Raw genomic sequence first — 24,970 nt, forward strand, 5'->3', positions numbered from 1 at the left:
ATCGCCGGAGAGGTCTCGTCCCCGCCCATGCCGGCCACCGTCAGGGCCTGGCGGACTGAATCGCTTCCTGCAGGGCGCTCACGCCCCGCTCGGCGTGCGCTCGGACGCTGTCCCAGGCAGCGGTGAAGTCGCGGACCGGGAAAGGAAGCCCAAGCGCATGGTGGGCTGTGACGAGTTCCGGCCGCAGTTTCGGATGGACGGCGGAATTGCGAATGACGCGGATCTGGTCCAGGAGCTGCACGGCCTGGCGGACCGCGCCGCAGTCGAGCGCGGGCAGCTTGCCCGCGAGATGCCCCTCCAGGCGCAGCAGACCTGAGCCCGGGGTGCGGCCGGGAACCTTGAAGTCGCGCAGGATGTCGGTCAGGACAATCAGCCCGGAGTTGTAAGCCGCTTCATCATCGGCGTCCAGGGCGAGAAGGCTGGAGCGGTCCATGGGTGGCGGGATGACCAGGGCTTCGCCGACGACCAGCTCGTAAGTGACATCGAGGAAGTTCAGCGCGCGCAACACAGCACGCGGCTCGGCAAAAGACAGCGCTGCCGACGGCGCGGGTGGCGACAGGTGGGCGGCGACAGCGGCGAGGTACCGGTCGAGGGTGTCGAAGTCGGCATCCGGCAGAGCACCGAGCTGGCCAGTGAGGGTCGTCTTACTGAAGCGCATTCCGGGCCACTCGCGATCAGCGATCTGCGCCATGCGCTCCACGAGGGGTCCGGCGCCATCGATTCCCTTCAGGACATCACCGAGGTTCACGTCGATGTTGGGAGGATCGAAGGGGCTATCGAGGATCTTGTCCTGTTCACGGGTCATATGCTGCATATACGCCAGCAGTCCGCAGCCAAGATCGCGGGCCATCTGGTCGTGTTGCAGATGATAGAGCCCCGCCATGGTCAGGTACACCGGCCCGTCGGATTGAGGCGTGTAGCCGCGTCCCCACCACCCGACGGCCCGGTAGCCGTCCTGAACATGACCCTGGCCGACCGCAGGGAAGCTGTGAAGCACTTTCATCGCGTCGTGGCCGTGCTTACGCATGCGGTGGGCGACGTAGAAGAAGTTGGGGAAGCGCTGGTGATCGACAAACGTCGTCCACGCAATGTCAAGAAGGAGTCGTTGCTCCTCGGTAAGCGGGGCTGTCAGTGCTGCCATGGCGTCTGCCTCCGGGTGGGCGGCCATCAGGATAGAGGGACGGCCCAGCTGGAGCAGACATGTTCGGGGTCCGCAGGCACCAGCCTCGCTCTCGGCCAACTGAGAGTGCTGTACGTCACCGACCAGCAGGAGCATGCATGCTCACACACGGATAATCAGCCAATTTCAGGATGGGGTGGGGTCAGAGCGGCATTCCGCCGCCGGGTCCGCGCTGTGCAGTTCGGTCCAGCACAGCGCGCCGGGGACGCCCACCAGGTCGAGGCCCTCGACGGCGCCGGGCCGCCAGACGCCGAACCCGACCCCGTCGGGATCGGCGAGGACCGCCGTCCGGCCCTCGTCCGGGACGTCCACCGGGTCGAGCAGCACCGATCCGCCGTGCTCCCGGGCCGCCGAGGCCGTGGCGTCGACGTCGTCGCTGCGGTACGAGACCGTCCAGGACGACGGCCCCCGCCCGGCCGCCACGGTCGTCCCGCCCGCCACGCCGCCGCCCTCCAGCTGGAAGGTGCCGTGCGCCCCGGTGCCGGGGCCCGCCGGGCGGAAGGTCCAGTCGAAGAGCACCCCGTAGAACGCCGTGGCGCCGTCGAGGTCGGGGGTGCCCAGGTCCAGCCGGTTCGGCGCGCCGGGGACGTAACGGGTGGTGAGCACGGCGTCCTCCTCCGCAGCGGCGGACGGGTGGGGAGCGCTTCCGCGCGCGGCGCCGCGCGCGTGCGGGGCGGGCCCGTCCCGGTGCCACCGAGTCTTCCACCCCCGGCCGCGCCGCGCCGCCCGAGCCGTGGCCGGACGGCGACCGGAACGGATGCCCCTGCCCTGGCCGGACGGATGCGGCGGACGGGCGTCCGTCCGCCGCACCGGGTCCCCCGTCCCATTCCGCTTCCCCAACTCATGTGGGTGAGGCACGATATGACCATCGATCAGGAGAGCCAGGGGGCGTGTGTGGCCATCCGGATACTCATCGAGGGCACGGCCGCGGAGCGGGCGGCGCGGGAACTGGCGGCGCTGGACGGGGTGGACGACACGGTCCGGATCCTGCCCGTCGATCCGACCCTGCGGGAACCCGTCCTGATGACGGTCGCCGCCGTCGTCGGGATCGTCGCGGGGTCGGCCGCGCTGGCCGAACAGATCACCAGGTGGTGGGGGCGCTGGCGGGGGCGGCCCGACGCGCCCGTCCGGGTCGTGGTCATCGTCGACGGGCGGCGTGTCCCGCTGCGGGAGCTGGACGGGCCCGCGCTGGAGCGGCTGCTGGCGCCGCCGTCCGAGCCGGAAGACTGATCCGGCACGGTCATGGAGCGACGGGAACGGATGATCACGGTCGCCGTCGAGCGGCTCGACGCGGACCGGCTGTGCCTGCGGTACGACTACGGGTCCGGCGCGGCCGTCGTCAGCGAGACGGTTCCGGCGGCCGGTCTCGCCCGGATGCTGGAGCGGGCGGAGACCGACTACTACGCACCGCTGCCGGAGGACCCGGAGGAGACGCGGGCCCTGCTGGAGGCGTACGGGATCCAGTTGTACGCCTTTCTGGACACCCCCCGGCGACGGCTGTCCGGGTACGTCGAACGGACCAGGGGGACCTGGGACGTGCTGGTGCTGGCGCTGCGCACCGGCGCCGGGTTCGGCCATCTGCCGTGGGAGCTGCTGCACGACGGCGAGGGGTTCCTGGTCGCCGCGGAGAACCCGGTGGTCCCGGTGCGCGGGGTGACGGGCTCGGCGGTGGAGCGGCCCGCGCTGAGCCGTCCGCTGCGGCTGGCGTTCATGGCGTGCGCGCCGACCTCCGGGGGCGAGGCGCTGGACTACGACGCCGAGCAGGCCACCATCTGGGAGGCGACCCGGCGCCAGCGGATCGCGCTGGAGGTCGAGGAGAGCGGCGAGCTGGAGCAACTGCGGCACCGGTTACTGGAGTTCGGTCCCGACGACGTGGACGTGGTCCATCTGACGGGGCACGCCGTGCACACCGGTCGGGGTCCGGTCTTCCTCACCGAGGACGCGCACGGACGGGCGGTCCGGGCCGACGCCTCCGATCTGCGGGACGCCCTGTGGCGGTCCCCGGCGCTGCTCTTCCTCTCCGGGTGCCGCACCGCCGAGGACCCCGAGGACGGGGCGGTCGCCTCGCTCGCCGAGTCGCTGGCCCGCAGCGCGGTCCCGCTGGTCCTCGGCTGGGGACGGCCGGTGCCGGACACCGCGGCGACCGACGCGGCGGCGGTCTTCTACCAGCAGCTCGCGGAGGGCCTCTCCCCGGTGGCCGCGCTGGCGGGCACCTACCGCAGACTGGTCCGGCGGTCGCTGCCCTACTGGCACCTGCTGCGGATGTTCGTCCGGGGCGAGCCGCCGGGACCGCTGGTGACCCCGGCGCGGGCCCCCGGCCGGGACCGGGTGGTCACCCGGTCCGCGCCGCGCCCGGCCGCCGGGCGGGTGCTGGACCCCCGGCGGTTCGTCGGACGGCGCCGGGAGATCCAGCGGGCGCTGCGGCTGCTCGACTTCCGGTACGGGCGGGAGGAGACCGTCGGGCTGGTCGTCCACGGGTTCGGCGGGGTGGGCAAGACCACCCTCGCCGCCCGCATCCGGGACCGGCTGACCGAGGGCGACGGCGACCGGCACTGCCTGTGGCTGCACGGGTACCTGGACGAGTCCCGGCTGACCGAGGCGATCCTGGGCGAGCACCGGCTGGCGCACGCCTTCGGCGACGTCGTCCCGGGCCGCCCGCTGCGACTGCGGCTCCAGTCGTTCCTGGACCGGGCGCCCAATCTGCTGATCGTGCTGGACGAGTTCGAGTACAACTTCCGTCCGGACCGGCTCACCCCCGACGACCTGCGGCTGTCCGGAGGGCGCCCGCTGGCGGCGCCGGAGGCGGCCGAGACGCTGTCCACGCTGATCGAGGCCGTCCAGGGGTCGCGACGGGAACACCGGATCGTCATCACCAGCCGGTACCTGCCCGCCCTGGAGAGGGTGGCCGACCTGGAGCGGCTGGAGCTGCATCCGCTGCACGGGCCCGAGATCGAGCGGCTCATCGACCGGTTGCAGCGGTCGGCGCCGCTGCCGCCCGCAGTGGTCGGCTGGGCCCGGCAGCTCGCCGGGCAGAACCCGCGGCTGCTGGAGTGGCTGTTCCAGGTCGCCCGCGACCAGTTGGACACCGGCATCGACGAACAGGCCCTGCGCGCCCGGTTCCGGGAGCGGCGCGGCGACTTCCTGGAGCGGGACGTCTTCGCGCCGATGCTGCTGGACCGGATCGGCCCGGAGGCCCGGCGGCTGCTGGAGACGGCCGCCCCCTATCTGGTGCCCGTCCCGGTCACCGCCCTGGCCCGGCTGGTGGGCGCGGACCCCGGGGAGACGGCGGAGCGCGCCCACCGGCTGGCGGACCTCAGTCTGCTGGAGCGCGCCGAGGGGCCCGACGGCCGGACCCGGTTCCGGCTGCCGCTGGTCCTGGGCACGGTGTTCACCGGAACCGACCCGGCGGCGCGGGACGGCCGGACCGGCCGCTGCGCCCGGGCCCTCGCCCGGGAGCTGGGGGACTTCACCCGGGTGCCGGACCCCCGGCGGGTGGACCACGGCCTGCTCAGGGAGGTGCGGCGGCTGGCGCTGGAGGGCGACCGGGCGGAGCTGGCGGTGGACGCGACGGTCGTCCTCTCCGCGCTGGAGCACACCTGGATGCGGTTCGGGAAGTCCGCCGCGCTGTGCCGGGAGATGCTGCGCCGGGTCCGCGAGCACCGGCTGTACTACCGGCTCGCGGCGGCGGAGAGCGAGTTGGGGCACGCCACCGAATCGGATCTGTACTTCGCCCGGGCGCTGGAGGCGTGCCCCGCCGACCAGGGCGCGGAGCGCGCGGCGGTCCTGGCGCACGCCGCGCTCCACGCCGCCTTCCGGGCCCCCGCCCGGTGCCGGGAGCTGTCCGTGGAGGCGGTGGAGCTGGCCCGCCGTCACGGCGACGACCGCATCCTGTCGTTCGCCCTCCGGACCCTCGGCCGGTACTACGCGGCGCACGGCACCCCCGGGGACCGGGCGGGGGTGGCGGAGCTGTTCGTCGAGGCGATGGCGGCGGCCGGGCGGGTGCCCGACGACGGCATCTCGACGGCGTGCGTCCGCTACGACCGGGCGATGGCCCAGTACCTGCGGGAGCACGACCTCGACACCACCCGGACCGAACTGAACGCCGTGCTCGCCGAGTACCAGCGGCTGGACCTGCCCATGCACCACTCGGTGGCGCTGCGCGAACTCGCGGGGGTCCAGCTGAGCCAGACCCCGCCCGACCTGGACGGCGCGGAGCGCCTCGTCCACGAGGTCCTCAGGCTGAACCAGCGGCTCGGCTCCCACCGGATCGAGGCGCACGCCGAGTTCACCCTGGGGAACATCGCCCTGGCCAGGGAGGACCATCCGCTGGCGGAGGCGCACTACGCGGTGGCCCGGGACACGGCCCATGACATCGGGGACCAGATCCTCGAACTCAACGCGCGCTGGAGCCTGGTCCGGCTGTACGGGCTGAACGGTGACCGGGAGCGGTACGCGACGGGCCACCGGGAGGTGCTGGCCCTCGCCGCCACCTACGAACTGCCCGACCACCGGGTCGAGTTGCTGCTCGACTCGCTGGAGCGGGACCGGGGGACGGACGGCCACGACCGCGCGGACGTCCTGGAACGCGCCCAGGAGGTCGCCTCGCTGGCCCGGGAGACGGGTGCCGAGGAGGCGGAGGTCCGGGCCTGGACGGTGTTCGCCGACGAGGCGGAGTCCTCCGGCGACCCGGTCCCCGCGCTGGTGCCCGCCCTGGAACGGCTGCTGGAGCTGCGCCGCGCCACGGGCGGGGACGGGGCGCTCGGCGCGGCGCTCCAGCGGCTCGGCGAACGGCTCGTCGCCGACGAACGCTTCCCGGAGGCCCTCGCCCCGCTGACGGAGGCCCTGGAGCTGGCGGAGGCGACGGCGGACGGCTACGCACGGGCCCGCGCGCTGGGCCAGCTGGGCTCGGCGAGGCGCGGGGCGGGCGACCCGGGCGCGGCCGTCGGCCCGCTGGGGCGCGGCGCCCTGGGCTGGCTCGATCTGGACGAGCCGTACGCGGCCGCGGTGGTGCTGCGGGACCTGGCCGGAGCCGTCCGGGCCGCCGGGCCGACCGCCGGCCCGGACGCCCGGTGGTGTCTGCTGGCGGCCCGCTCACTGGTGCGGACGGTGCCCTCGGGGCGCACCGAGAGCGGGATTCTGGAGGATCTCGCGGACCTGCTGGGGGAACCGGTGGAACAGGGGCCGTCGACGCCGTGGCGGGCGGCGGCCCAGCGCGCCCTGCACCGGGGTTCGCCCCTCGTGGTGCAGATGTCGCCGGACATGGTGCCGCACGTGGACCCGGAGCAGGGCGGAACGGCGCTGGCCCGGGTGGAGCGGCTACGGGCCGCGCTCCAGGCCGAGGAGGGCTGGAAGCTGCCGGGGGTGCACTTCCAGGACGCGGCCGACCTGCGCCCGCGCCACTTCCGGATCATGGTGTGGGGCACCACCGTGCGCGTCACCCGGATGACGAGTCCCTTCGCGCTGCGGGACGATCCGGTGGGCCGGATGCTGGAGGAACTGCGGACCCAGGCCGGTGCGCACCGGGCGGCGATCGAGGCGGGCGAGCCGACGCCGTCGTCCCCGGAGGACGGGGTGGCCGACCTCCCGGAGGAGGAGATCCGCGCCGTACTGGAGCAGGCGTGGGCGGGGGGCCGGGGGTCACGGGGAACTCCCGGGGGCCCTGAGGGTCCCGGGGGTCACGCGGAGCGGGGGCCCGGGTCTCCGGCCCTCGGGGCCATCGGCTCCGGGCCGCCGTCCCCGGCCGGGCACGTGGTCCCGGGGACGGGCGGGGCGGACGCGGAGGGCTGATGGCGCCCGGCGGGGACGGAGCCGTCGGTGCGCGGACCCGGAGGCTCAGGCCCCCGCCCCGGACGACGGGCCGCCCGTACCGCCCGGCTGACCGCCCGCGTCGCCGGACGTGCCGCGCGCCCCGTCCTCCGGTTCGTGCCGGGCCCGGCTGGGCTGGACGCGTTTGGGTTCGCCGGGCATCTTCGGGTACTCCGGCGGGTACGGGAGGTCGCCCAGGCCGTGGTCGTGCTCGTCGCGTCGGGCCAGCTCCAGCAGTGGTTCCAGGGAGAACCGGTGGTCGTCCATGTCCGCGTGGACGTCCCCCAGCTCGGCGTACCGCCGGGGCATCGTCGCGAGGTCGAAGTCCCGGGGTTCGGCGGCGTCGACCTCCTCCCAGCGCAGCGGCGCCGAGACGGGGGCGTGCGGGCGGGGGCGCACCGAGTAGGCGGAGGCGATCGTCCGGTCGCGGGCGGTCTGGTTGTAGTCCACGAAGACGCGCTCCCCGCGCTCCTCCTTCCACCAGGCGGTGGTGACCCGGTCCGGCATCCGGCGTTCCAGCTCCCGGCCGCAGGCGATGGCGCAGCGGCGCACCTGGGTGAAGGTCCAGCGGGGTTCTACGGGGACGAACACGTGCAGTCCGCGTCCGCCGGAGGTCTTGGGCCAGCCGCGCAGCCCCGACTCCGCCAGCACGGCCCGCAGTTCGTGGGCGGCGGTGACGGCGTCCCGGAAGTCCGTGCCCGGCTGGGGGTCGAGGTCCAGCCGGAGTTCGTCCGGCCGGTCGGTGTCGGCGCGCCGCACCGGCCAGGGGTGGAAGGTCAGGGTGCCGAACTGGGCGGCCCAGATGACGGCCGCGACCTCGGTGGGGCACATCTCGTCGGCGTACCGGCCGCTGGGGAAGGTGATGTGGGCGCGGGGGATCCAGTCGGGGGCGTTCTTGGGCACCCGCTTCTGGAAGAAGTGCTCGCCGTCCACCCCTTCGGGGTAGCGCTCCAGGGTGGTGGGGCGGTCGCGCAGGGCCCGGAGGACGCCGTCGCCGACCGCGAGGTAGTACCGGGCGAGGTCCAGCTTGGTGAAGCCCCGCTCCGGGAAGTAGACCTTGTCGGGACTGGACAGCCGTACGGTCCGCCCCCCGGCCTCCAGTTCGATCGGCTCGCCGTGGCTGCTCGCACCCATGACGGCCACGGTAGGCGCACCCCGCGCGGAGCGCATATCGGCGCCTTCCCGTATGTTCCGGACCCGTCCGGAGGATCTGCGGCCCGGCCCGCCTTCGGTGAGAATCGCGCCATGGACCTCCCGGTGATGCCGCCCGTGAAGCCGATGCTCGCCAAGTCCGTCAAGGACATCCCGCCCGGCATGCAGTATGAAGCCAAATGGGACGGCTTCCGGGCGATCGTGTTCCGGGACGGGCCGGAGCTGGAGATCGGCAGCCGGACCGGCCGCACCCTGACGCGGTACTTCCCCGAACTGGTCTCGGCGCTGGCCGCCCGGCTGCCCCAGCGGTGCGTGGTCGACGGGGAGATCGTGATCGCGCGGGACGGGCACCTCGACTTCGACGCGCTGACCGAGCGCATCCATCCCGCCGACTCCCGGGTCAGGACGCTCGCCGAGCGCACCCCGGCGTCGTTCGTCGCCTTCGACCTGCTGGCCCTCGGCGACGACAGCCTGTGGGAGACCCCGCTGACCGAGCGGCGCGCGCTGCTCGCCGGGGCGCTCGCCGCCGCCACTCCCCCGGTGCACCTGGCACCCGCGACGACCGATCCGGAAGTGGCGCGCACCTGGTTCGAGAGCTACGAGGGCGCGGGGCTGGACGGGGTCGTCGCCAAGCCGCTGGACCTGCCGTACCGGCCCGACGAACGGCTGATGTTCAAGATCAAGCACGAGCGCACCGCCGATGTGGTGGTGGCGGGGTACCGCTTCCACAAGTCGGGGCCGGTCATCGGCTCGCTGCTGCTCGGGCTGTACGACGACCGGGGCGCGCTGCAGCACGTGGGGGTGTGCGCGGCCTTCACCATGAAGCGCCGCGCGGAGCTGGTGACGGAACTGGAGCCGCTGCGGCTGGAGTCGGCGGAGGACCACCCCTGGGCCCAGTGGGCGCGGGAGGAGGCGCACGCCTCGGCCCGGCTGCCCGGGGCGCCGAGCCGCTGGTCGGGCAAGAAGGACCTGTCCTGGATCGCGCTGCGCCCGGAACGGGTGTGCGAGGTGGCCTACGACCACATGGAGAACGGGGCCCGGTTCCGGCACACCGCGCGGTTCCGGCGCTGGCGCCCGGACCGGACGCCGGAGAGCTGCACGTACGCGCAGTTGGACGAGCCCGTCCGCTACGACCTGGGGGAGATCCTCGGCGGCTGAGGACCCGCGCCCGGCCGGTCGGGCGGTTCGCGGGGCCGGGGCGCCCGACCGGCCGTACCGTGGGGGGCAGTCCGTCACCGGGAGCGCAGATGAGCCGATCGTCAGCCGGAACCCGTCCACCGGTCCGGTCCCGGGTCCGGCGGGGCACCCACGCGGCCGTCGCCGCGCTGGTGCTCGCCGTGCTCGGTACCTCCTGCTCCGGCGACGAGGGCGGGGCGGCGCCCGGGAGCGGTACGCCCACCCCCGCGACCGGCTCCGTCCTCGCCGTGAAGATCGACAACGTGGCGGCGGCCCGGCCGCAGAGCGGGCTCGCCTCGGCCGACGTGGTGTACGCGGAGCAGGTCGAGGCGGGGCTGAGCAGACTGATGGCGCTGTACGCGACCCGGCTGCCCGCCACGGTGGGGCCGGTGCGCAGCGCCCGCGAGTCCGATCTGGAGCTCCTGGCGCCCTTCGACGAACCGGTGCTCGCCTTCTCGGGGGCGCAGTCCAAGCTGCTGCCGTTGATCGACGAGGCGCCGCTGCGGCCCGTGCCGCCGGACGACGCGCCCTCCGGCGCCTACACCCGGGACCCGGCGCGGCCCGCGCCGCACAACCTGTTCCTGCGGCCCGCGAAGGTGGTGGACCGGCCCGCCGGGGCGGCCGCCCTGGAGCCCTCCGGGCTGCTCCCCGGGGCGGCGCCCGGGGGCGGGGAGCCGGTCGGCGAGCGGACCGTGCGCTTCCCCTCCGCGCGCTTCACGTTCACCTGGTCGGCCGAACGGGAGCGGTGGCTGGTCGCGCTGGACGGCCGCCGGGCCGCCGAGCCGGACGGGACCCCGGTGACCGCGGGGACCGTCGTCGTCCAGCGGGTCGAGATCCGCGAGTCGCGGTTCGAGGACTTCATGGGCAACAACTCGCCGTTCACGGTGACCGTGGGCTCCGGAACGGTCGAGGTGCTGCGCGACGGCAAGGCCCATCCGGGCGAGTGGAAGCGGCCCTCCGCTTCGTCCGCGACCACCTTCACCACCCCCGAGGGCGACCCCCTCCGGACGGCGGCCGGACCGGTCTGGGTGCTGCTGGTGGCACGCTGACCCCCGCCCTGGCGGCCCGGTGGACGGGAACCGGGACGGTGAACGGGTGCCGCGTCGTCACCGGGAGCCGCCCGGTGGGCGGGAGCCGGACCGGTGAACGGGAGCCCGTGTCATAGCCAGGAACCGCCCGGTGGACGGGAACCGGGCCCGTGAACGGAAGCCGTGTCGTAGCCAGGAACCGCCCGGGGGGGCGAGACCCCGACCCGGTGGACGGGGACCTGACCCGGTGGACGGCGAGCCGGGCCATGGGCGAGAGCCGGCCAGGATCGCGCCCCCGCCCCGGCCGGAGCCGACGGAAGCCGGATCGGCGCGGGCCCGGGACCGGGATCGGCGGCCCTTGCCCCGGCGGGCCCGGCATCGGCGGGCCCGGCATCGGCGGGCCCGGCCGGGGGCAGGCGACCGACCGGGCCCGGCCGACCGGGCCCCGGGCTCAGTGCCGTCGCCAGGCGGCCAGCACCTCCTCGCCCCGGGCCACCAGCCCGTCGGCGCCGCAGGTGCGGGCGAGCGCGATGCCGCGTTCGAGTTCGGTGGTGGAGCGGGCCGCGATCCCGTAGTCGATCCGGGCGGCGGCGTGTTCGTAGGCACAGGGCGACGCCTCCAGATAGGTGGCGGCCTGCGCGTAGAGGCTCACGGCGCGCTGGCCGGTCTCCAGCGCGGCGGCGCACCGCAGCGCCTCGCCGATGGCCGTGTCGGTGCCGAGGCGTTCGGCCCGGGTCCGGGCGAGGCCCGCGAGCCGTGCCGCCCGCTCGGGGTCCTCCCGGACGAGGGCCCGGGCCAGATCGGCGGCCCAGGGCGCCAGCACGGTGTGGTGACGGCCGCTGAGGGAGGCGGCCCGTTCGGCCGCCTCCAGCGCCTCGACGCCCTCCTTGACCCGGCCCCGCTCGATCAGCAGCCTTCCGCGCACGGAGTCCGCGTCCGGCATGATGACCGTGGACGGGTAGGGCGGGGCGATCCCGTACCGCTCCATGACCTCCACGGCCTCGTCGAGGTGGCCCCGGGCGATCAGGGTGTCGATGAGCATGCAGGCCGCGTCCCAGTGCATCGGCAGTCCGCTGCCCACCCGGTCGGCCAGCCGCAGCGCGTCCCGCAGCAGGCCCTCGGCGGCGACCAGCTTGCCGCGCCGCCGCTGGACGAATCCCACGAACGCCTTGGCGAGCGCCAGATGGCCGCCGTTCCAGCCCTTCTCCTCGTACTCGCGCTGCGCGTCGTTGAAGAGGCTGAGCGCGCGGTCGAGGCGGTCGGTGAACAGGTACGAGCTGCCGAGCATCATCAGCAGCTCGAAGCCCCACTCGGTGTCGGTCCAGCCGAGCCCCTCCGGAAGGGTGCCGTTGACCAGGGCGCGGTCGCACAGTTCCACCACGAACTCGGCGTTCTCGCCCCGGGTCATCGCGTCGAAGGCCCGGATGATCAGCAGCGCCCGCTCGGAGTTGTCGGCGCCCTTCAGCGGGTCGGCGAGTTCGGCGAGGCTGCGGGAGCGGCCGGTGGTGTCCTCGTGGTCGGCGTGGATGCCCTCCCACATGAAGCGCAGGGCCCGCAACCGCAGTTGGTTCGGGCCCGGGCTCAGTCGGCGGGCCTCCTCGTCGATCACCCGGACCGCTTCCGTCAACTCGTCGTTGTGGACGAGTGCCTGGGCGAGCCTGCACACCGCGCCGACCCGGTCGTCACCCTCGAAGCCCGGTTCGGCGAGGGCCTCCCGCAGATGGCCGATGGTCCGGGTGGGCGCGGTCAGCAGGGCGGCGCAGCCGAGTTCGTAGAGCACGTACGCCCGGCGCTCGGGCGTCGGCGGCTCCTCCAGGGCGCGTTCCAGACAGCGGACGGCGGCCTCCGGGGCGCCCACCGCGAGGTGTTCCCGGGCGGCGGACCGCAGGTGTTCCACGAGGACGGGGTCCTCCTCCGGGTGCACCTCCAGCAGGTGCCGCGCCATGACCGCCGCGCTCCCGCCCTCGGCCTCCACCGCCGCGGCGGCCACCCCGTGCAGGACGGTGCGGGTGGCCGGGGAGATCGCGTCGTAGACGGCGCTGGCGACCAGCGGGTGCACGAACTCCAGCCGGTCCGGGGCGGCCCCGGCAACGGCGTCGGGCGCGGCGAGGATGCGGGCCGTCCGCAGCTCGGCCACCCGGGTGGCGGCCGTCTCCGCGTCGACGTCGGCGATCCGGGCGACGACGGGGAGCGAGACACCGGTGCCCAGGATGGCGGCGGCCCGGGCGAAGGTGACCGTGTCGGGGTGCAGACCGTCCAGCCGGGAGAGCAGACCGGCGCCCCGGGTGGCCTTGTGGAGGCCGCGCAGCGCGTCGGCGGACTCCTCGACGGGGTCCAGCTCCCGGTCCCCGACCTTGGTCAGGAGTTCGACGGTGTCGTACGGGTTGCCGCCGGTGACCGCCCACACCTGGCGGCAGAAGGGGTCGTCGGCGTGGGCGCCGAGCGTGGCCCGGGTGAGTTCGGCGGCCGCGCCGGGGCTGAGCGCCGCCAGCTTCTGGGGCGCGGCCAGCTCCCCCAGCTGACGGAGGTGGGACGCGGCGGGCTGGGGCGGGTCGACGGGACGGTGCGCGACGATGAGCAGGATGCCCAGCTCATGGCGGCGTTCGGCGAGGTCGACCAGCCACCGCAGGCTCTCCGGGTCGGCCCAGTGGGCGTCGTCGACCACCAGCACCAGCGGGAAGTGCCGCTCCCGCAGGTACTCCACGGTCTCGATGAGGCCGTCGTAGACGCCCCGGGGGTCGGCGTGCGGCCCGCTCGGCCCGGTCAGCCCGAGGGCGGGCCCGGCGATCTCGAACCAGGAGCGGTCCCGGGAGTCGGCGTCGAGGGCCAGCAGTCCGGGCTGGAGGAGCTGGCGGACGATGTGGAAGGGGACCGGGGTGAGGGTCTCGCCGCCGCGCGCCGACCAGACGTCGCACCCGCTGTCCTCCGCCGCCCGCCGGACCTCGGCGAGCAGGGCGGTCTTGCCGATGCCGGGCTCGCCGGTGAGGACGAGGAGGCCACCGGCACGGCTGGCGGCGGTCGGGGACGGGGCGCAGAGGGCGTCGATGGCCGTCCGGGCCGCGTCCAGTTCCTTCTCGCGTTCCCACAGCGGTCTCGCACCGGCCGGGTCCGGCCGTTCCTGCATCATCCCGCGTCCTCCCCAGAGCGCCCAACCAGCGTACGGACCACCGAGGTTAGCTGGCCGGGACCCGGATACGCGGGCGTACCGGCCAGGTCGTCCGGGGTCGTCGGCGGCGCCCCGCGAGCAGCGCGAACACGCGTTCCGTGAACGGAGGGTCACGGACGGTCCGTGCGGACCGGGCGGCGCGTTGGCCGGAACACGTCCCCGCTGGTCCCGGCTCCGGAACGGAACCCGCCCCTCTCATCCGGATCTCAGGAGCGGCTCCTACTGTGGCGTCATGACCCAGATGACGCCGCCCGGCTGGTACCCCGATCCCGGGCAGAGAAGTGACGGGCCGCCGACCGAACGATGGTGGGACGGCACCGCGTGGACGGAACAGACCCGGGTGCTCGGCGTCTCGGATGCCTGGGGCCGCCCGGTCGCCCCGGCGTGGCCGACGGCACCGGTGCCGTCGAAGCGGCGCAAGGCGGTACGCGTGGCGATCGGCTCGGTCGTCGCCCTCGCGGTGCTCGGCGGACTGGCGGGCGGGGTGTACGCGCTGACGCTGGACGACGACGGGAACGACGACCGCGTGACGACGCTCCCCACCCCCTCGCCCACCGTGCCGGGCGGACAGCCGTCACCCGGCGGACCGGGGCCCGGCACCCCGGACAGCCCGGGCGCGCCGAACAGTCCGGGCGCCCCGAACAGTCCGGGCGCCCCGAACGCGCCGGGCTCGCCCGGCGGGCCGGGCGGTTCCGGTGGCCAGGGCGGTCAGGGGGTGCCCGGGGTGCCGGGCCAGCCGCCCACGGAGAAGGGGTTCGCCACCGACGTGGCGAGCGGGATCAGCCTGCCGGTCCCGAAGGACTGGACGGGCGAGTCCGGCATCGTCGGGGCGCAGATCACGACCGGTCCCTACCCGTGCCCGGGCGACACCTCGCAGCGCTGTGCCCGGGCGGGCGCCAGCTCCGCCCCGGCCGAGGCCCTCAAGCGGACGGAGTCCTCGGCGAAGGCGATCGCGGAGGCCGACGTCAAGAACGCCGCCGACGAGGCGTACGGCCAGAAGGGCAGCTACGGCGAGATCACCTCGCACGAGGAGATAGCCGCCCGGGCGACCACGGTGGCGGGCGGCAAGGGCTATCTGGTCCGCTGGAAGGTCGTCACCGAGAAGGGCGACGACGGCTACGTCCAGTCGCTGGCGTTCCCCTCGCCCCAGAACAAGGGCGAGTTCGTCGTGGTGCGGTTCGGCTTCGACGTGAGCGACAAGGCACCCGCGCAGTCGGTGATGGACGAGATCGCCAAGGGCATCAAGAAGGCGCCCGCGGGAGCGGGAGCGGGTGGCAGCGGCCGGTCCGCCTGATCCGGTGGGACCACGTGTGAACCGGGCGGCGGACCGGGCCCGGACCGGACGGTGACCGGCTCGCGGACCGGACGGACCACTGGGGAGGGCCCCGTCCGGTGACCGGCTCGCGGACCGGGCGGGCCGCTCGGGGAGGAGACCCCGTCCGGCCCGGGCGCGCACCGGTCTGTCCGCACGGCCCCGCGCGGGCGGGTCGCCCCCGGCGGTCACCGGGGGCGACGGCCCGGCGCCCCGTGGAGAGTCCCCGGCCCCGGGTCGCCCCGCCCCGGCGGCCTCAGGGGCGGCCCGGCGTCCGGGGGGCCTCCGGCGCGCCGGAAGCGGACGGCCGCGTCGGGGCGGGCGCCACGGCCGGGGCGAGCCCGAGGGCGGGCAGGATCACCGCGTCCACCAGCCCGACCAGGTACGCGGGGTCGGCGAACCGTCCCTCCAGGTCCGGCCGGACCCGGGTGACCCCGAAGAGCAGCGCCGCCGCGTAGGCGGCGGCCGGGTGGTCCGCCGGGACCTCCCCCCGGGCGGCGGCCCGTGCGAACATGCCGTCCAGGGCGGCCAGTTCCGGTTCCACCAGCGCCTCGCGCAGCGCCTTCCGCAGTTCCTCGTCGTGGAGCGCGGCGTGACCCAGGGCGTGCAGCAGCCGGGTGTCGTCACAGGACTCGGCGCCCGCCGCGCGGGCGGCGGCCCTGAGGTCCCCGGGCAGCGTCCCGGTGTCGATGTCCGCGAAGCGGGGGCACCGCCCGGCCCGCAGGGCGGCGGCGACCAGCCGCGCCTTGGTCCCCCACTGGCGGTAGAGCGTGGACTTGCCGCACCGGGCGCGGGCGGCGACGCCCTCCATGGTCAGCGAGGCGTATCCGCTCTCGCGGAGCTGACCGAGCACGGCGGCGAAGAACTCCCGCTCCCGTTCCGGCCCGATCTTCGAACGACGGCCCGGGGCGCCGCCCCGGGCCGTCCGCCCGGCCCCCGCCCGGGCCGCCTCGCGCTCCCCGTCGTCGCCCACGTCCACCGCTCCCTGTCCGTGTCCCGTCCGCGCCGCCCGGCTTCCCGGGCGACGGTCCGGGTGGGCCGGCGGTTCCCTCGATACGCGAGTGTACCGATACGGTTCCGTATCGGTACACTCGCGTATCGATAGTGGTCCGACGCCCGTCGGACCCGACCGCGGACGAAGGGGCGGCCGATGGACTCCCGCACCGGGGCACACCCGCCCGCGCCGACCGGGGCGGACCGGCCCGCCGTCCGTCCCCCGTCGGCGGCCGGACGGTGAGCGCCACCGTTCTCGCGGTCGCCCTGTCCCTGCTGTCGGCCGTCGCGTACGCCACCGCCGCCGTGCTCCAGCGACGGCTCGCCGTCCGCGTCCACGACGGGCGCCGGGTCCGGGGCCTGCTGGGCGCCCCGGCCTGGTGGGGAGCCGTCGCCCTCAACGGGGGCGCCGCGCTGCTGCACGTCGCGGCGCTGCGGTTCGGTCCGCTCACCCTCGTCCAGCCGCTGGGCGCCCTCACCCTGGTGGTGGCGGTACCGCTGGGCGCGCGGCTCACCGGGCGGCGGGTGGACCGCCGGGAGTGGCGCGGGGTGGCCCTGACCCTCGCCGGACTCGGCGCGCTCACCCTGGCCGCCGCCGGACCCGCCCCCGCCCGGGGGCTCTCCCCGGCCCAGGCCCTGACCGTGGCGGCGGTGGCCGTCGTCCTGCTCGGGGCACTGGCCCGGCCGGGCGCCCGGCCGGGCCAGCGACACGCCACCGCGTCCGGGATCGCCTCCGGGGTCGCCTCGGCGCTCACCCAGACGCTGACCGTCGCCGCCACCGGGACCGCCGTCCTGTTCAGCGGCCGGACCGCCCTGGTGGCCGCGCTGGTCGCGGGGTTCGCCACGGCCGGGCTGCTGCTGGCCCAGGCCGCCTACCGGGACGGCCTCGGGGCGCCGCTGGCGCTGCTCACCCTCGCCAACCCGGTGGCCGCCGCCGTGATCGGGCTCGCCCTGCTCGGCGAGGGCTTCCGGGGCGGCGGACCGGGTCTGGCCCTGGCGGTGGCGGGCGCGGCGGTCGCGGGACGCGGGGTGCTGGTGCTCAGCCGTGCCGCCGGGGAGCGCGGCACGGGCCCCTCCGTCTCCCGGGTCGTGGCCTCCGGCCTCCCGGCGCCCCGCCCGGGCACCCCGCGCGCCGACGTTCCGGACCCGGCCCGCTGCCGCTGACCCCGCCCGGCGGCCCGTGCGGTGGGGCCGCCGCCCGGCGGTGGCGGACGGCTGGATACGGTCGCCCCCACAGGAACGACGATCACCGGGGGGCGGTACGCCATGGGCGGACGCGAGGAGCGACGGGAGCGGCGGAAGGGACGGAAGGGGGCGCGGCCGGGACGGTACCGGTCCCGGCCGGACGGGCCGTCGGAGGAGGAGGCCGAGGGCTGTTGCGTGACGGGCATGGACACCTACATCGGGCTGCGGTTCTGCTGCCCCGCGAACTGGTTCCAGGTGCTGGTGCTCGCCCTGCTGACCCTGCGGCCGGGCGCGCCCGCGCGCGTCCGCCGGGGCGAGCCGTCGGCGCGACGGCCCCGGGGGGCGGTCGCGGGCGCGTTGTTCTCGGCCGTCGTCCGCTACCGGACCGAGGTCAGTCCCCGGACGCCCGCCCGCTGCCCGTACCGGCCGACCTGTTCCACCTACGCGGTGCGGGCGCTGGAGCGGCACGGGGCGGTGCGGGGCGTCCGGCTGACCGTGGGCAGGCTGCTGCGCTGCCGCCCGGGCGCGGCCCGGCGGCGCGGCGGGGTGGACCCGGTGCCGCCCCGGCGCTGAAGCCCGGGGGCGGGGTCTCGCCTCCCGAAAGCCGGTGGCCCGTCAGCGGAGGTAGGCGAGTCCCGGATGGACGGCGGCGTAGCCGTCCATCAGCCGTCGGGCGACGGACACCGAGTCCACCAGCGGATGCAGGGCGAACGCCTTGACCGCGACCGCCCGGGAGCCGGACTCGGCCGCCGCCATCACCTCGCGTTCCACCGCCTTGACTCCGGTCACCAGGCCCATGGCGTGCCCGGGGAGCGGAGCGGAGGGCAGCGGGCGGGCGCCGTGGGCGTCCACCCGGCAGGGCGTCTCGATCACGGCCTCGGCGTCCAGTCCGGGCAGGGCGGTGCCGTTGCGGACGTTGAGGACCAGGGTGGCGCGTTCGTCCCGGGCGATGGCCCGCATCAGCGCGAGGGCGACCTTCTCGTAGCCCCCGGACTCGGTGAGCGACGCCTCGTCCCGTTCGCCCGCCCCGGACGCCTCCCGGTTCTCCGCCATGTAGGTGGCCTCGCGTTCGGCGCGGACGGCGTCCCAGGTGGCGAACGCGGGCACGGCCGGGTCGGCCACCCGGGCGTAGAACCGGGCCTGCTGGCCCTGGAGGAACGCCCCCCGGGTGAGCCCGGCCTCCCGGTAGGCGCGCACGGCCTCCCGGTTGAAGTAGTAGTAGTGCAGGTACTCGTTGGGGACGCAGCCCAGCGCGCGCAGCCAGTCCGCGCCGAACAGCCGGCCCTCCTCGAAGCCCTCCAGCAGGGCGGTGGAGGTGAAGAGCCGGGGCAGCAGGTCCTGGCCGCCGACCCGCAGTCCGCGCAGCCAGCCCAGGTGGTTCAGGCCCACGTAGTCGAGTTCCACGGCGTCCGGGTCGGCGCCCAGCACCCGGGCGACCCGGCGGCCGAGCCCCACCGGAGAGTCGCAGATCCCGATGACGCGGTCCCCCAGATGACGCGCCATCGCCTCGGTGACCAGCCCCGCCGGGTTGGTGAAGTTGATGAACCAGGCGTCGGGCGCCAGCGCGGCGACCCGGCGCGCCACGTGGTCGGCGACCGGCAGGGTGCGCAGTCCGTAGGCGATGCCGCCCGCGCCGACGGTCTCCTGGCCGAGGACCCCTTCGGCGAGCGCCACCCGTTCGTCGGCGGCCCGTCCGGCGAGACCGCCGACCCGGATCGCGGAGAAGACGAAGTCGGCGCCGCGCAGCGCGGTGTCGAGGTCGGTGGTGACGCTCACCCGGGGGGCGCGGTCCGCGCCGGACGCGGCGGCCTGGTCGGCGAGGACCCGGGCGACGGCGGTCAGCCGCGCCCGGTCGGTGTCGTAGAGCACCACGTCGTCGACCCGGCCCTCGCCGCGGTCCGTCAGCAGGGCCCAGTACACCAGGGGGACCCGGAACCCCCCGCCGCCCAGCACGACCAGCCTCACGCGCCACCGCCCTCGTCGCCCGGCCCCGGTGCGGGGTCCGTCCGGAATCCTACGCGGAGCGGGCGCGGCCGGTCGGTGGCCGGAAGGCGTCGTCCACGGCGGGTCCGGCGTCCGGTCGGCACCCGCTCCGGGGTCAGCCGGTGGCGGCGAGCCGGGGGGCGCCGAGGGTGGCGGAGAACCGGTCCAGCACCTGGGTCACGGCCCGGTCCGCCTCGGGGGCGAGGACGAGCCGGTCGTCGGCCTCCACGGTGATCTGCCGGTCGAGGGTGAACCACCCCTGGACGATGTGGTCGGCGCCCATCGAGGTCAGGACGGGGCGCAGCGCGTAGTCGATGGCGAGGACGTGCGCGTTGGTGCCGCCGGTGGCCAGCGGCAGCACGGTCTTGCCCGCGAGGGCGTACTGCGGCAGCAGGTCCAGCAGCGACTTGAGGAGCCCCGAGTAGGCGGCCTTGTAGACGGGCGTCCCGATGACGACGCCGTCGGCCTGCTCGAACAGGGCTCCGGCGCGGACGATGGCCGGGTGCGCGAAGTCCGCGCCGAGCAGTGCCTCGGCGGGCAGGGTCCGCACGTCGAGGGATATGACCTCGTGGCCCTGGGCCCGCAGCCGGTCGTCGAGGTGCCGCAGCAGCCGGGCGGTGCGGGAGGTGGCGGAGGGACTTCCGGAGACGGACAGAACGGTGGCCATGGGAATCCTTCGGGTCGGAGAGGCGCGACGAGCGGAGCGCGCCCGGGCGGCCGGTTCCGGCGCGCCGGAGGGGCGCGGCACGGGCACGGGCGGGACGACGGACGCGGACGGCCCGGGAGCACACGGCGGTGGGGGCTCCCCGGGCGGGCGGGAGACGGAGAGGAGGGAGGTGAGGTGGCTGCCGGGTCGCGCACGTTCAACCGGGGCGCGGCGCGCGGGCGGTGGGGCGCGACGGGCGGGAGGGGGTCGCGGAGTCCGCTGGTTCAGGCCGACGGGGGCCGGGAGCGGAGCGGGGAAGGGGTCAGGAACGACAGCCGGAGCTGGCGACACGGGCGAGGTCGACGTGACGTCGCCGCGTGAGTTCCTGTCGTTTCCGCATGCACTCGATCAAATCAGGCGCGGGTCTGGCCGGTCAAGGCGGTCCGGGGGGTGGAATCGCGCAGGTGACGGACGCCACGGGCGGGGGCCGTCGTACCCCGGGGAGCGGATGCGCGGACCGGGCGGGACCGTGGGAACGCGGCGCGCCCGGAGCGCGCCGGAGGGAGCCGGACGGGCGCCACCGTCCCCACCGGGCAGGGGCGTTCGGGGTGCCGTCCGGGCCCGCTCCCCTCGGCCGCTCCGGACGCTTCCGCCGTTCCGGCCGTGCCGGTCAGCCGCTTCGGCCGCCCCCGGCCCGTCCGTGCCGCCCGGCCGCTCCCGGGCCCGGACGCCGTCGCCACCGGCCGCTTCGGCCGCCCGGCTTCTCCCGGGCCCGGGCGCCGTCGCCGCGCGGCCGCCGGGGGCGGGCCTCCGGACGGACGGGCGGTCGGGACGGGGCGATCCGGGCGGGCCGTCGGGCGGACGCCACGATCGACGGCATCCGGACACCGCTGGCGTGAAGACACGGCGGCGCCCCCGGGCACGGGAGGCCCGGGGGCGGAGAAGGGGAGGGCGTCCGCCGCGGCCCCCTGACCGGTCGCGACGGCCGCCCTCCCGTGGTCGGTCAGCCGTCCGCGGGGACGGCCCTGAGGTGCCGCGCGGCGGTGCGGCGGACGCCGCGTCGCACCGGACGCGGCTCGGTGGGACGGCCCGGCTCGCGCAGGACCAGCGTCAGCCTGCACAGCCCCATGGCCCGGAGGGTGCGGGGCGTCTCCCCGACGACCCGGCAGTAGGTGCGTCCCCAGCGCGGGTCGGGATGGGTCAGCGGACGCAGCGCGCCGTCGTTGGCGACGGCGTCCGCGCCGACCACCCGGATCCAGCGGGGGACGCCGTCGCGGTAGGCGGCGTCCATGATGGGGTCGTCGGAGATGGCCCGCCGGACGGCCCGCAACTCGTCGTCGTCGGGGTGCCGTTCCAGGGCCTCGGCGAAGTGCGCGAGCATGGGGAGGCACCAACTCGCCTCCCGGTCCCCGAGGACGGCCCCGGCGTCGGGGTGGAAGAGGACGAAGCGGAGGAAGTTGTCCCGGGGCATGGCGGTCGGGTGCGGCGCCATCACGCCGAAGAGGGCGTCGAAGGCGTCGTTGGCGTGCACGACGTTCCAGCGGTGGTCGAGGACGAGGGACGGGAAGGAAACGGCGTCGAGCAGCGCGGCGTAGTCCTGGAGGTAGGCCCGGCCCTCCGACCCGGTCCGTGTGCTCTCCCAGGCCGGTCGTCGGCGCCCTTCTGCCTCGAATGCCATCGGGTGGTCACCCCTCTTACGGCTCTGACGGCGAGCGCTGTCGTGCGAGTCGGTGCCGGGAACCCGGGAGAGGGGACCTGAGGAGGACCCTCCGGGGCCCAAGGTCCCTCAACACCGCGTGATGATCGTGCTACCCCGCCAGGAGCCATGTCAACTATCGTGGCATTTACGGTCGGTTGACGGCTGATTCGCGCCACAGATGTGGCGTGACCTGGCAGGTTGGCGGTTCGGGAGGCTAACCTCTGGTGCTGTCCATTGCGCGATGCCGGACACCGACGTACCGGACCCGTACCCGGGTCCGCGCGCCCCGTGGCGCGCCCGGCACCACCGGAGAGCCCCCGGCGGACCGGGGCGGTTCCCCCTGGGCCGCACGTATCCGTGCGGCCGGAAGCGGGAGCGCCCCCGTGATGGGTGTCGGTCCTGTTTCGACCTGTCGGTTCTAGGAGACCTTCGGTGACGGATGGCTTCTCGGTACCGGGTGGCACCACTCCCTCGGGCTCACTGCCGGGTGTCCTCGCCCGCGTCCGCGCGCACGCCGACCGGCTCGGCGTGCCGTACGCCGAGGTGTTCGACGTCGCCCGGCTCTCGGTGGCGTCGGGGGTGCCCGAACCGGTCGTCAGGGAACTGCTCTCCGGCCGCCCCGGCGGCGAACCCGACCTCCAGGCCAGGTTCCTCCAGCGTTTCGACCTGCTGCGGCGGACCCGGCTGAAGCCCAACGGCCGCCGCTACACCCAGCAGGAGATCGCGGACGGCGCCGGGATGTCCCGTCAGCAGGCCGGGGCCCTCATCAACGGCGACCGGCGGCCCACGATGGAACACTGCGCGGCCATCCAGCGGTTCTTCGGCGTCCACGCGGGCTTCCTGTCCGCCGAGGACGCCGACGCCCTGGCGTTCGCGCTCCAGCTCACCGAACAGGACCTCCTCCAGCGGGCCGCCGCCCGCGAACGGGGGACGGTCCCCGGACCGGACGGCGGCGAACGCGGCCGGAGCGGTCCGCGCGGCCGGGGCGGCGGCCCCGGCGGCCCGGACGGATCCGCCACCATGGACGACGCCTTGGAACGCCTCCTCCAGAACCACGGCGTACGCGGTATCGCCTGGCGGGCCGCCCAACTCCCCACTGACAAGCACCGCGACAAGGTCACGGAGTGGCTGGACATGCTACTGGAGAGCGTGAAGCCGCCCCACGGCCCCACGGAGCCCTGATGCGCACCCGGGTCAGCAAGGACATGCGCAGGCTGTGCGGCGAACTGATCGCCGAACTGCCGCCCGAGGTCCCCGGCAGGCCCGGCGACCTGCTCACCGCCCTGTGCGAGGCCATGAGCAGAAGACGTGGACGTCCGGTCAACCACCGCATGGCCGCCTTCCCGCCCGGCACCGCCAGCGGGCTGTGGCTGGACATGGTCGACCAGGACCTCGTCGTCATCGAGGAACGGACCGCCCCCGACCACCAGCTGGTCATCCTCGGCCACGAGCTGTGGCACATGACGGCGGGCCACAGCAGCCGTCACGTCGACCCGGCCGGGACCGGCGTCGCCGCCCGGCTGCTGGCCGACGGGGTCAACCTGTGCGACACCGTCCGCACCGTCGCCGCGCGCAGCCGCTCGCACGCCGTGGAGGAGGAGGAAGCCGAGAGCTTCGGCCTGCTGCTGGCCAGCAAGTGCCGCCCCTGGCTGTCGGGGTCGGCGGGCCGGGACCACGCGCCGCGCGACGGGGTCGCCGCGCGGATCGAGGCGTCCCTCGGCTACCGCAGACCGCAGGGTTAGACCCGGCCGCCCGGACCGGGCCGGGGAGCGCGGCCCGGCTGCCGCGCGCCACGGGGCGGCCGGAGCCGACGCGGCGGGGGCACCTCCCTGGCCTCCCGGTCTCCCCGGGGCCGGAACGCACCGACGACCGACGACGACGCGGCCGGGTCCCCCGGGCCCGGCCCGGGGAGGGCCGCGCCGGGCCCGCGAGGCCCGCACGATCCGGAAGAGAGGGCCCAGGGCGCGTGAACGGACCGGACTACTACATCCCCGCCGTGGCGACCGGGTTCGCGTTCGCCCTCAAGCTCCCCGCCCTGGTCCGCCACTGGCACGACCCCCTGCTGCGCTCCGTCTGCGCCCTCCTCGCGCTCGGCACCTCGGTGTTCTTCTTCTCCGCCCCGCCGACGATCGCCCGGGTCAACCGCCTCACCGGGATCCCGAACGTCTCGGCGCCGCTCGTGTACGTGCTGCTCTCCGCGTTCAGCGCCTCGTGCCTGGTGCTGATGCTGAACTGGCGGGACGGCACGGCCGCGGCCACCCGGCGCACCACCCGGCGGTGGGTCGCCGGGTACGCGGCGGTGAGCCTGGCCCTGATCACCCTGTTCGCCCTCGGGGACGCGCCGGTGGAACGGCTGCGCGACCTCGACACGTACTACGCCAACACCCCGTACGTCCGCGAGATGATCGTGCTCTACCTGACCGGGCTCACCGTGGCGGGCGTGGCCATGGCCTGGCTCTGTCTGCGCTGGTCGCTCCAGGTGCGCGGGATGCTGCGCGCCGGGCTCGTCAACATCGCCGTCGGCTACCTGTTCAACCTCGCCTACGCCGCGGCCAAGTTCACCGCCGTGTTCGCCCGCTGGTCGGGACGGGACCTCGACTGGCTGAGCACCGAGACGGCACCCCTGCTGGCGTCGGTGGCGGCGGTGTTCACCGCCGTCGGCTTCTGTCTGCCGCTGGCCTTCCAGCGGCTGCGGGACCGGTTCACCATCTGGTCCACCTACCGTCGGCTCGGCCCGCTCTGGCAGGAGCTGCGCGGGCTCACCCCGCGCGGCGACCAGCCGCCGCGCCTGCTGTGGTGGTCCTCCGCCGAGCTGCGCGTCATCCAGCGGGAGTCCGACATCCACGACGGCATGCTCTGTCTGTACCCGTACTTCGACGGCCGGATCCGCGCCAGCGCCTACGCCGCCGCCGTGCGCGGGGGCAGCGGCCCGGACCAGGCGCACGCCGTCGCCGACGCGGCGATGGTGACGGTGGCGGTCCGGGCCCGCGCCGCCGACCCCGAAGGGGTGGTACTGGACCACTGCGCGGGGAACGGACCCGCCGACCTGTCGGGGGAGGGCCCCCGGGACCTGGTGCGGATGTCCCACGCGCTGCGGCACTCCCCGGTGGTCGCGGCGGCCCGCGCGACCGGTTCCGCGACAGCGGACTGAGGACCGTGCCCCGGACCCGTGCCCGGACCGAGGGTCACGGCCCGGCCGGGCGGTCGCGGTCCCGGGAAACGGAGGGCGGGGAAGCCGAGGGCGGGGACGGAGCCCCGGAAAGGCGGAAGGCCGGGAGGGCGGAAGGCCGGGGTGACGGTGTGTCCCGGCCCGGAACGGGCGGATTGTCAGTGGGAGCGGGCAAGCTGGTACGCGCAGTTCCGGCCCCGCCGGTCCGACGATCCCGACGCGCAGGGAGACGAACGATGCCCACCGCCGTGCCGACCGACAGCGAGCGCTCCGCCGTCCAGGCGTACCTACGGCTCCTGCACACCGTACGCGCCGTCCTCGACGCCCCCGCCGCCCCGGCCCGGTCCCTCGCCGTCCCGGACGGGGTGCTGGCGGAGGCCGAGCGGGCGCTGGCCGACGCCGGACTCGTCGGCAACGAGGAGCAGTTCTTCCGTCTGCTGCGGGGGGCCTGTCCGCCCCGGGGGTGAGGCGGGACG

20 protein-coding genes are annotated in these 24,970 nt (G+C 75.5%); 11 read left to right on the plus strand and 9 right to left on the minus strand.

Annotation, left to right across the window (positions count from 1 at the left end; genetic code table 11):
• Positions 1–40: 40 nt before the first annotated feature.
• Together ACVWNX_RS04750 and ACVWNX_RS04755 are read right to left on the minus strand one after the other, a co-directional pair.
• On the minus strand, positions 41–1,141 hold the full coding sequence (locus ACVWNX_RS04750) for a hypothetical protein (RefSeq protein WP_454412600.1): 1,101 nt from the start codon (positions 1,139–1,141) through the stop codon (positions 41–43).
• Positions 1,142–1,306: 165 nt separating this feature from the next.
• The gene (locus ACVWNX_RS04755) at positions 1,307–1,786 is read right to left on the minus strand and encodes a VOC family protein (RefSeq protein ID WP_454412601.1); all 480 of its coding nucleotides are present in this window, start codon (positions 1,784–1,786) and stop codon (positions 1,307–1,309) included.
• Between the two features lie 255 nt (positions 1,787–2,041).
• Here ACVWNX_RS04755 and ACVWNX_RS04760 point away from each other — a divergent pair, with 255 nt between their 5' ends.
• The gene (locus tag ACVWNX_RS04760; RefSeq protein ID WP_454412602.1) at positions 2,042–2,410 is read left to right on the plus strand and encodes a hypothetical protein; all 369 of its coding nucleotides are present in this window, start codon (positions 2,042–2,044) and stop codon (positions 2,408–2,410) included.
• A gap of 30 nt (positions 2,411–2,440) precedes the next feature.
• Positions 2,441–6,967 (plus strand): CHAT domain-containing protein, encoded by a 4,527-nt coding sequence (locus ACVWNX_RS04765; RefSeq protein WP_454412603.1) that lies wholly within the window; start codon positions 2,441–2,443, stop codon positions 6,965–6,967.
• Between the two features lie 45 nt (positions 6,968–7,012).
• On the opposite strand, the gene ligD is transcribed toward ACVWNX_RS04765, so the two are convergent.
• Positions 7,013–8,119 carry a non-homologous end-joining DNA ligase gene (gene ligD / locus ACVWNX_RS04770; protein ID WP_454412604.1) on the minus strand — a complete coding sequence of 369 codons (1,107 nt, stop codon included), beginning with the start codon at positions 8,117–8,119 and terminating at the stop codon, positions 7,013–7,015.
• 111 nt (positions 8,120–8,230) lie between these two features.
• Here ligD and ACVWNX_RS04775 point away from each other — a divergent pair, with 111 nt between their 5' ends.
• A complete protein-coding gene (locus ACVWNX_RS04775) occupies positions 8,231–9,295 on the plus strand; it encodes an ATP-dependent DNA ligase (RefSeq protein WP_454412605.1) in 1,065 nt (354 codons plus the stop codon).
• Between the two features lie 89 nt (positions 9,296–9,384).
• Entirely contained in the window at positions 9,385–10,362 is a 978-nt protein-coding gene (locus ACVWNX_RS04780; RefSeq protein WP_454412606.1) for a DUF3048 domain-containing protein, read from the plus strand.
• 430 nt (positions 10,363–10,792) lie between these two features.
• On the opposite strand, the gene ACVWNX_RS04785 is transcribed toward ACVWNX_RS04780, so the two are convergent.
• On the minus strand, positions 10,793–13,468 hold the full coding sequence (locus ACVWNX_RS04785; RefSeq protein WP_454412607.1) for an ATP-binding protein: 2,676 nt from the start codon (positions 13,466–13,468) through the stop codon (positions 10,793–10,795).
• Positions 13,469–13,739: 271 nt separating this feature from the next.
• Between ACVWNX_RS04785 and ACVWNX_RS04790 the strand changes: the two genes are divergently transcribed.
• Entirely contained in the window at positions 13,740–14,801 is a 1,062-nt protein-coding gene (locus tag ACVWNX_RS04790; RefSeq protein WP_454412608.1) for a DUF2510 domain-containing protein, read from the plus strand.
• Between the two features lie 274 nt (positions 14,802–15,075).
• Here ACVWNX_RS04790 and ACVWNX_RS04795 read toward each other — a convergent pair whose 3' ends face one another.
• Positions 15,076–15,708: a TetR/AcrR family transcriptional regulator gene (locus ACVWNX_RS04795; RefSeq protein ID WP_454414633.1), complete on the minus strand. Its 633-nt coding sequence runs from the start codon at positions 15,706–15,708 to the stop codon at positions 15,076–15,078.
• A gap of 344 nt (positions 15,709–16,052) precedes the next feature.
• Here ACVWNX_RS04795 and ACVWNX_RS04800 point away from each other — a divergent pair, with 344 nt between their 5' ends.
• Positions 16,053–16,976 (plus strand): DMT family transporter, encoded by a 924-nt coding sequence (locus ACVWNX_RS04800; protein ID WP_454412609.1) that lies wholly within the window; start codon positions 16,053–16,055, stop codon positions 16,974–16,976.
• Between the two features lie 225 nt (positions 16,977–17,201).
• Positions 17,202–17,570, plus strand: a complete 369-nt coding sequence (gene yidD / locus ACVWNX_RS04805; RefSeq protein ID WP_454412610.1) for a membrane protein insertion efficiency factor YidD — start codon at positions 17,202–17,204, stop codon at positions 17,568–17,570.
• Positions 17,571–17,612: 42 nt separating this feature from the next.
• On the opposite strand, the gene ACVWNX_RS04810 is transcribed toward yidD, so the two are convergent.
• From ACVWNX_RS04810 to ACVWNX_RS04825, 4 genes are all read right to left on the minus strand, one after another.
• Complete coding sequence (locus ACVWNX_RS04810) at positions 17,613–18,962, minus strand: 6-phospho-beta-glucosidase (RefSeq protein ID WP_454412611.1); 1,350 nt, start codon at positions 18,960–18,962, stop codon at positions 17,613–17,615.
• A 133-nt stretch (positions 18,963–19,095) separates the two neighbouring features.
• Positions 19,096–19,647: an NADPH-dependent FMN reductase gene (gene ssuE / locus ACVWNX_RS04815; RefSeq protein ID WP_454412612.1), complete on the minus strand. Its 552-nt coding sequence runs from the start codon at positions 19,645–19,647 to the stop codon at positions 19,096–19,098.
• 301 nt (positions 19,648–19,948) lie between these two features.
• The gene (locus ACVWNX_RS04820; RefSeq protein ID WP_454414635.1) at positions 19,949–20,026 is read right to left on the minus strand and encodes a putative leader peptide; all 78 of its coding nucleotides are present in this window, start codon (positions 20,024–20,026) and stop codon (positions 19,949–19,951) included.
• 603 nt (positions 20,027–20,629) lie between these two features.
• Entirely contained in the window at positions 20,630–21,304 is a 675-nt protein-coding gene (locus ACVWNX_RS04825; protein WP_454412613.1) for an MmyB family transcriptional regulator, read from the minus strand.
• Between the two features lie 453 nt (positions 21,305–21,757).
• Between ACVWNX_RS04825 and ACVWNX_RS04830 the strand changes: the two genes are divergently transcribed.
• From ACVWNX_RS04830 to ACVWNX_RS04845, 4 genes are all read left to right on the plus strand, one after another.
• Positions 21,758–22,507, plus strand: a complete 750-nt coding sequence (locus ACVWNX_RS04830; protein WP_454412614.1) for a helix-turn-helix domain-containing protein — start codon at positions 21,758–21,760, stop codon at positions 22,505–22,507.
• A 23-nt stretch (positions 22,508–22,530) separates the two neighbouring features.
• Complete coding sequence (locus ACVWNX_RS04835; RefSeq protein ID WP_454414636.1) at positions 22,531–23,067, plus strand: toxin-antitoxin system, toxin component; 537 nt, start codon at positions 22,531–22,533, stop codon at positions 23,065–23,067.
• 224 nt (positions 23,068–23,291) lie between these two features.
• Complete coding sequence (locus ACVWNX_RS04840) at positions 23,292–24,476, plus strand: MAB_1171c family putative transporter (RefSeq protein WP_454412615.1); 1,185 nt, start codon at positions 23,292–23,294, stop codon at positions 24,474–24,476.
• A gap of 254 nt (positions 24,477–24,730) precedes the next feature.
• Entirely contained in the window at positions 24,731–24,961 is a 231-nt protein-coding gene (locus ACVWNX_RS04845) for a hypothetical protein (RefSeq protein ID WP_454412616.1), read from the plus strand.
• Positions 24,962–24,970 lie beyond the last annotated feature (9 nt).

It is taken from the genome of Streptomyces sp. JNUCC 64 (assembly GCF_054484115.1).

What these genes read in the sequence shown, in the direction of transcription:
- ACVWNX_RS04750 (WP_454412600.1), bottom strand. Translation starts at nt 1,141, where the DNA reads ATGGCAGCACTGACAGCCCCGCTTACCGAGGAGCAACGACTCCTTCTT.
- ACVWNX_RS04760 (WP_454412602.1), top strand. Translation starts at nt 2,042, where the DNA reads ATGACCATCGATCAGGAGAGCCAGGGGGCGTGTGTGGCCATCCGGATA.
- ACVWNX_RS04765 (WP_454412603.1), top strand. Translation starts at nt 2,441, where the DNA reads ATGATCACGGTCGCCGTCGAGCGGCTCGACGCGGACCGGCTGTGCCTG.
- ligD (WP_454412604.1), bottom strand. Translation starts at nt 8,119, where the DNA reads ATGGGTGCGAGCAGCCACGGCGAGCCGATCGAACTGGAGGCCGGGGGG.
- ACVWNX_RS04775 (WP_454412605.1), top strand. Translation starts at nt 8,231, where the DNA reads ATGGACCTCCCGGTGATGCCGCCCGTGAAGCCGATGCTCGCCAAGTCC.
- ACVWNX_RS04780 (WP_454412606.1), top strand. Translation starts at nt 9,385, where the DNA reads ATGAGCCGATCGTCAGCCGGAACCCGTCCACCGGTCCGGTCCCGGGTC.
- ACVWNX_RS04785 (WP_454412607.1), bottom strand. Translation starts at nt 13,468, where the DNA reads ATGATGCAGGAACGGCCGGACCCGGCCGGTGCGAGACCGCTGTGGGAA.
- ACVWNX_RS04790 (WP_454412608.1), top strand. Translation starts at nt 13,740, where the DNA reads ATGACCCAGATGACGCCGCCCGGCTGGTACCCCGATCCCGGGCAGAGA.
- yidD (WP_454412610.1), top strand. Translation starts at nt 17,202, where the DNA reads ATGGACACCTACATCGGGCTGCGGTTCTGCTGCCCCGCGAACTGGTTC.
- ssuE (WP_454412612.1), bottom strand. Translation starts at nt 19,647, where the DNA reads ATGGCCACCGTTCTGTCCGTCTCCGGAAGTCCCTCCGCCACCTCCCGC.
- ACVWNX_RS04820 (WP_454414635.1), bottom strand. Translation starts at nt 20,026, where the DNA reads ATGCGGAAACGACAGGAACTCACGCGGCGACGTCACGTCGACCTCGCC.
- ACVWNX_RS04825 (WP_454412613.1), bottom strand. Translation starts at nt 21,304, where the DNA reads ATGGCATTCGAGGCAGAAGGGCGCCGACGACCGGCCTGGGAGAGCACA.
- ACVWNX_RS04835 (WP_454414636.1), top strand. Translation starts at nt 22,531, where the DNA reads ATGCGCAGGCTGTGCGGCGAACTGATCGCCGAACTGCCGCCCGAGGTC.
- ACVWNX_RS04845 (WP_454412616.1), top strand. Translation starts at nt 24,731, where the DNA reads ATGCCCACCGCCGTGCCGACCGACAGCGAGCGCTCCGCCGTCCAGGCG.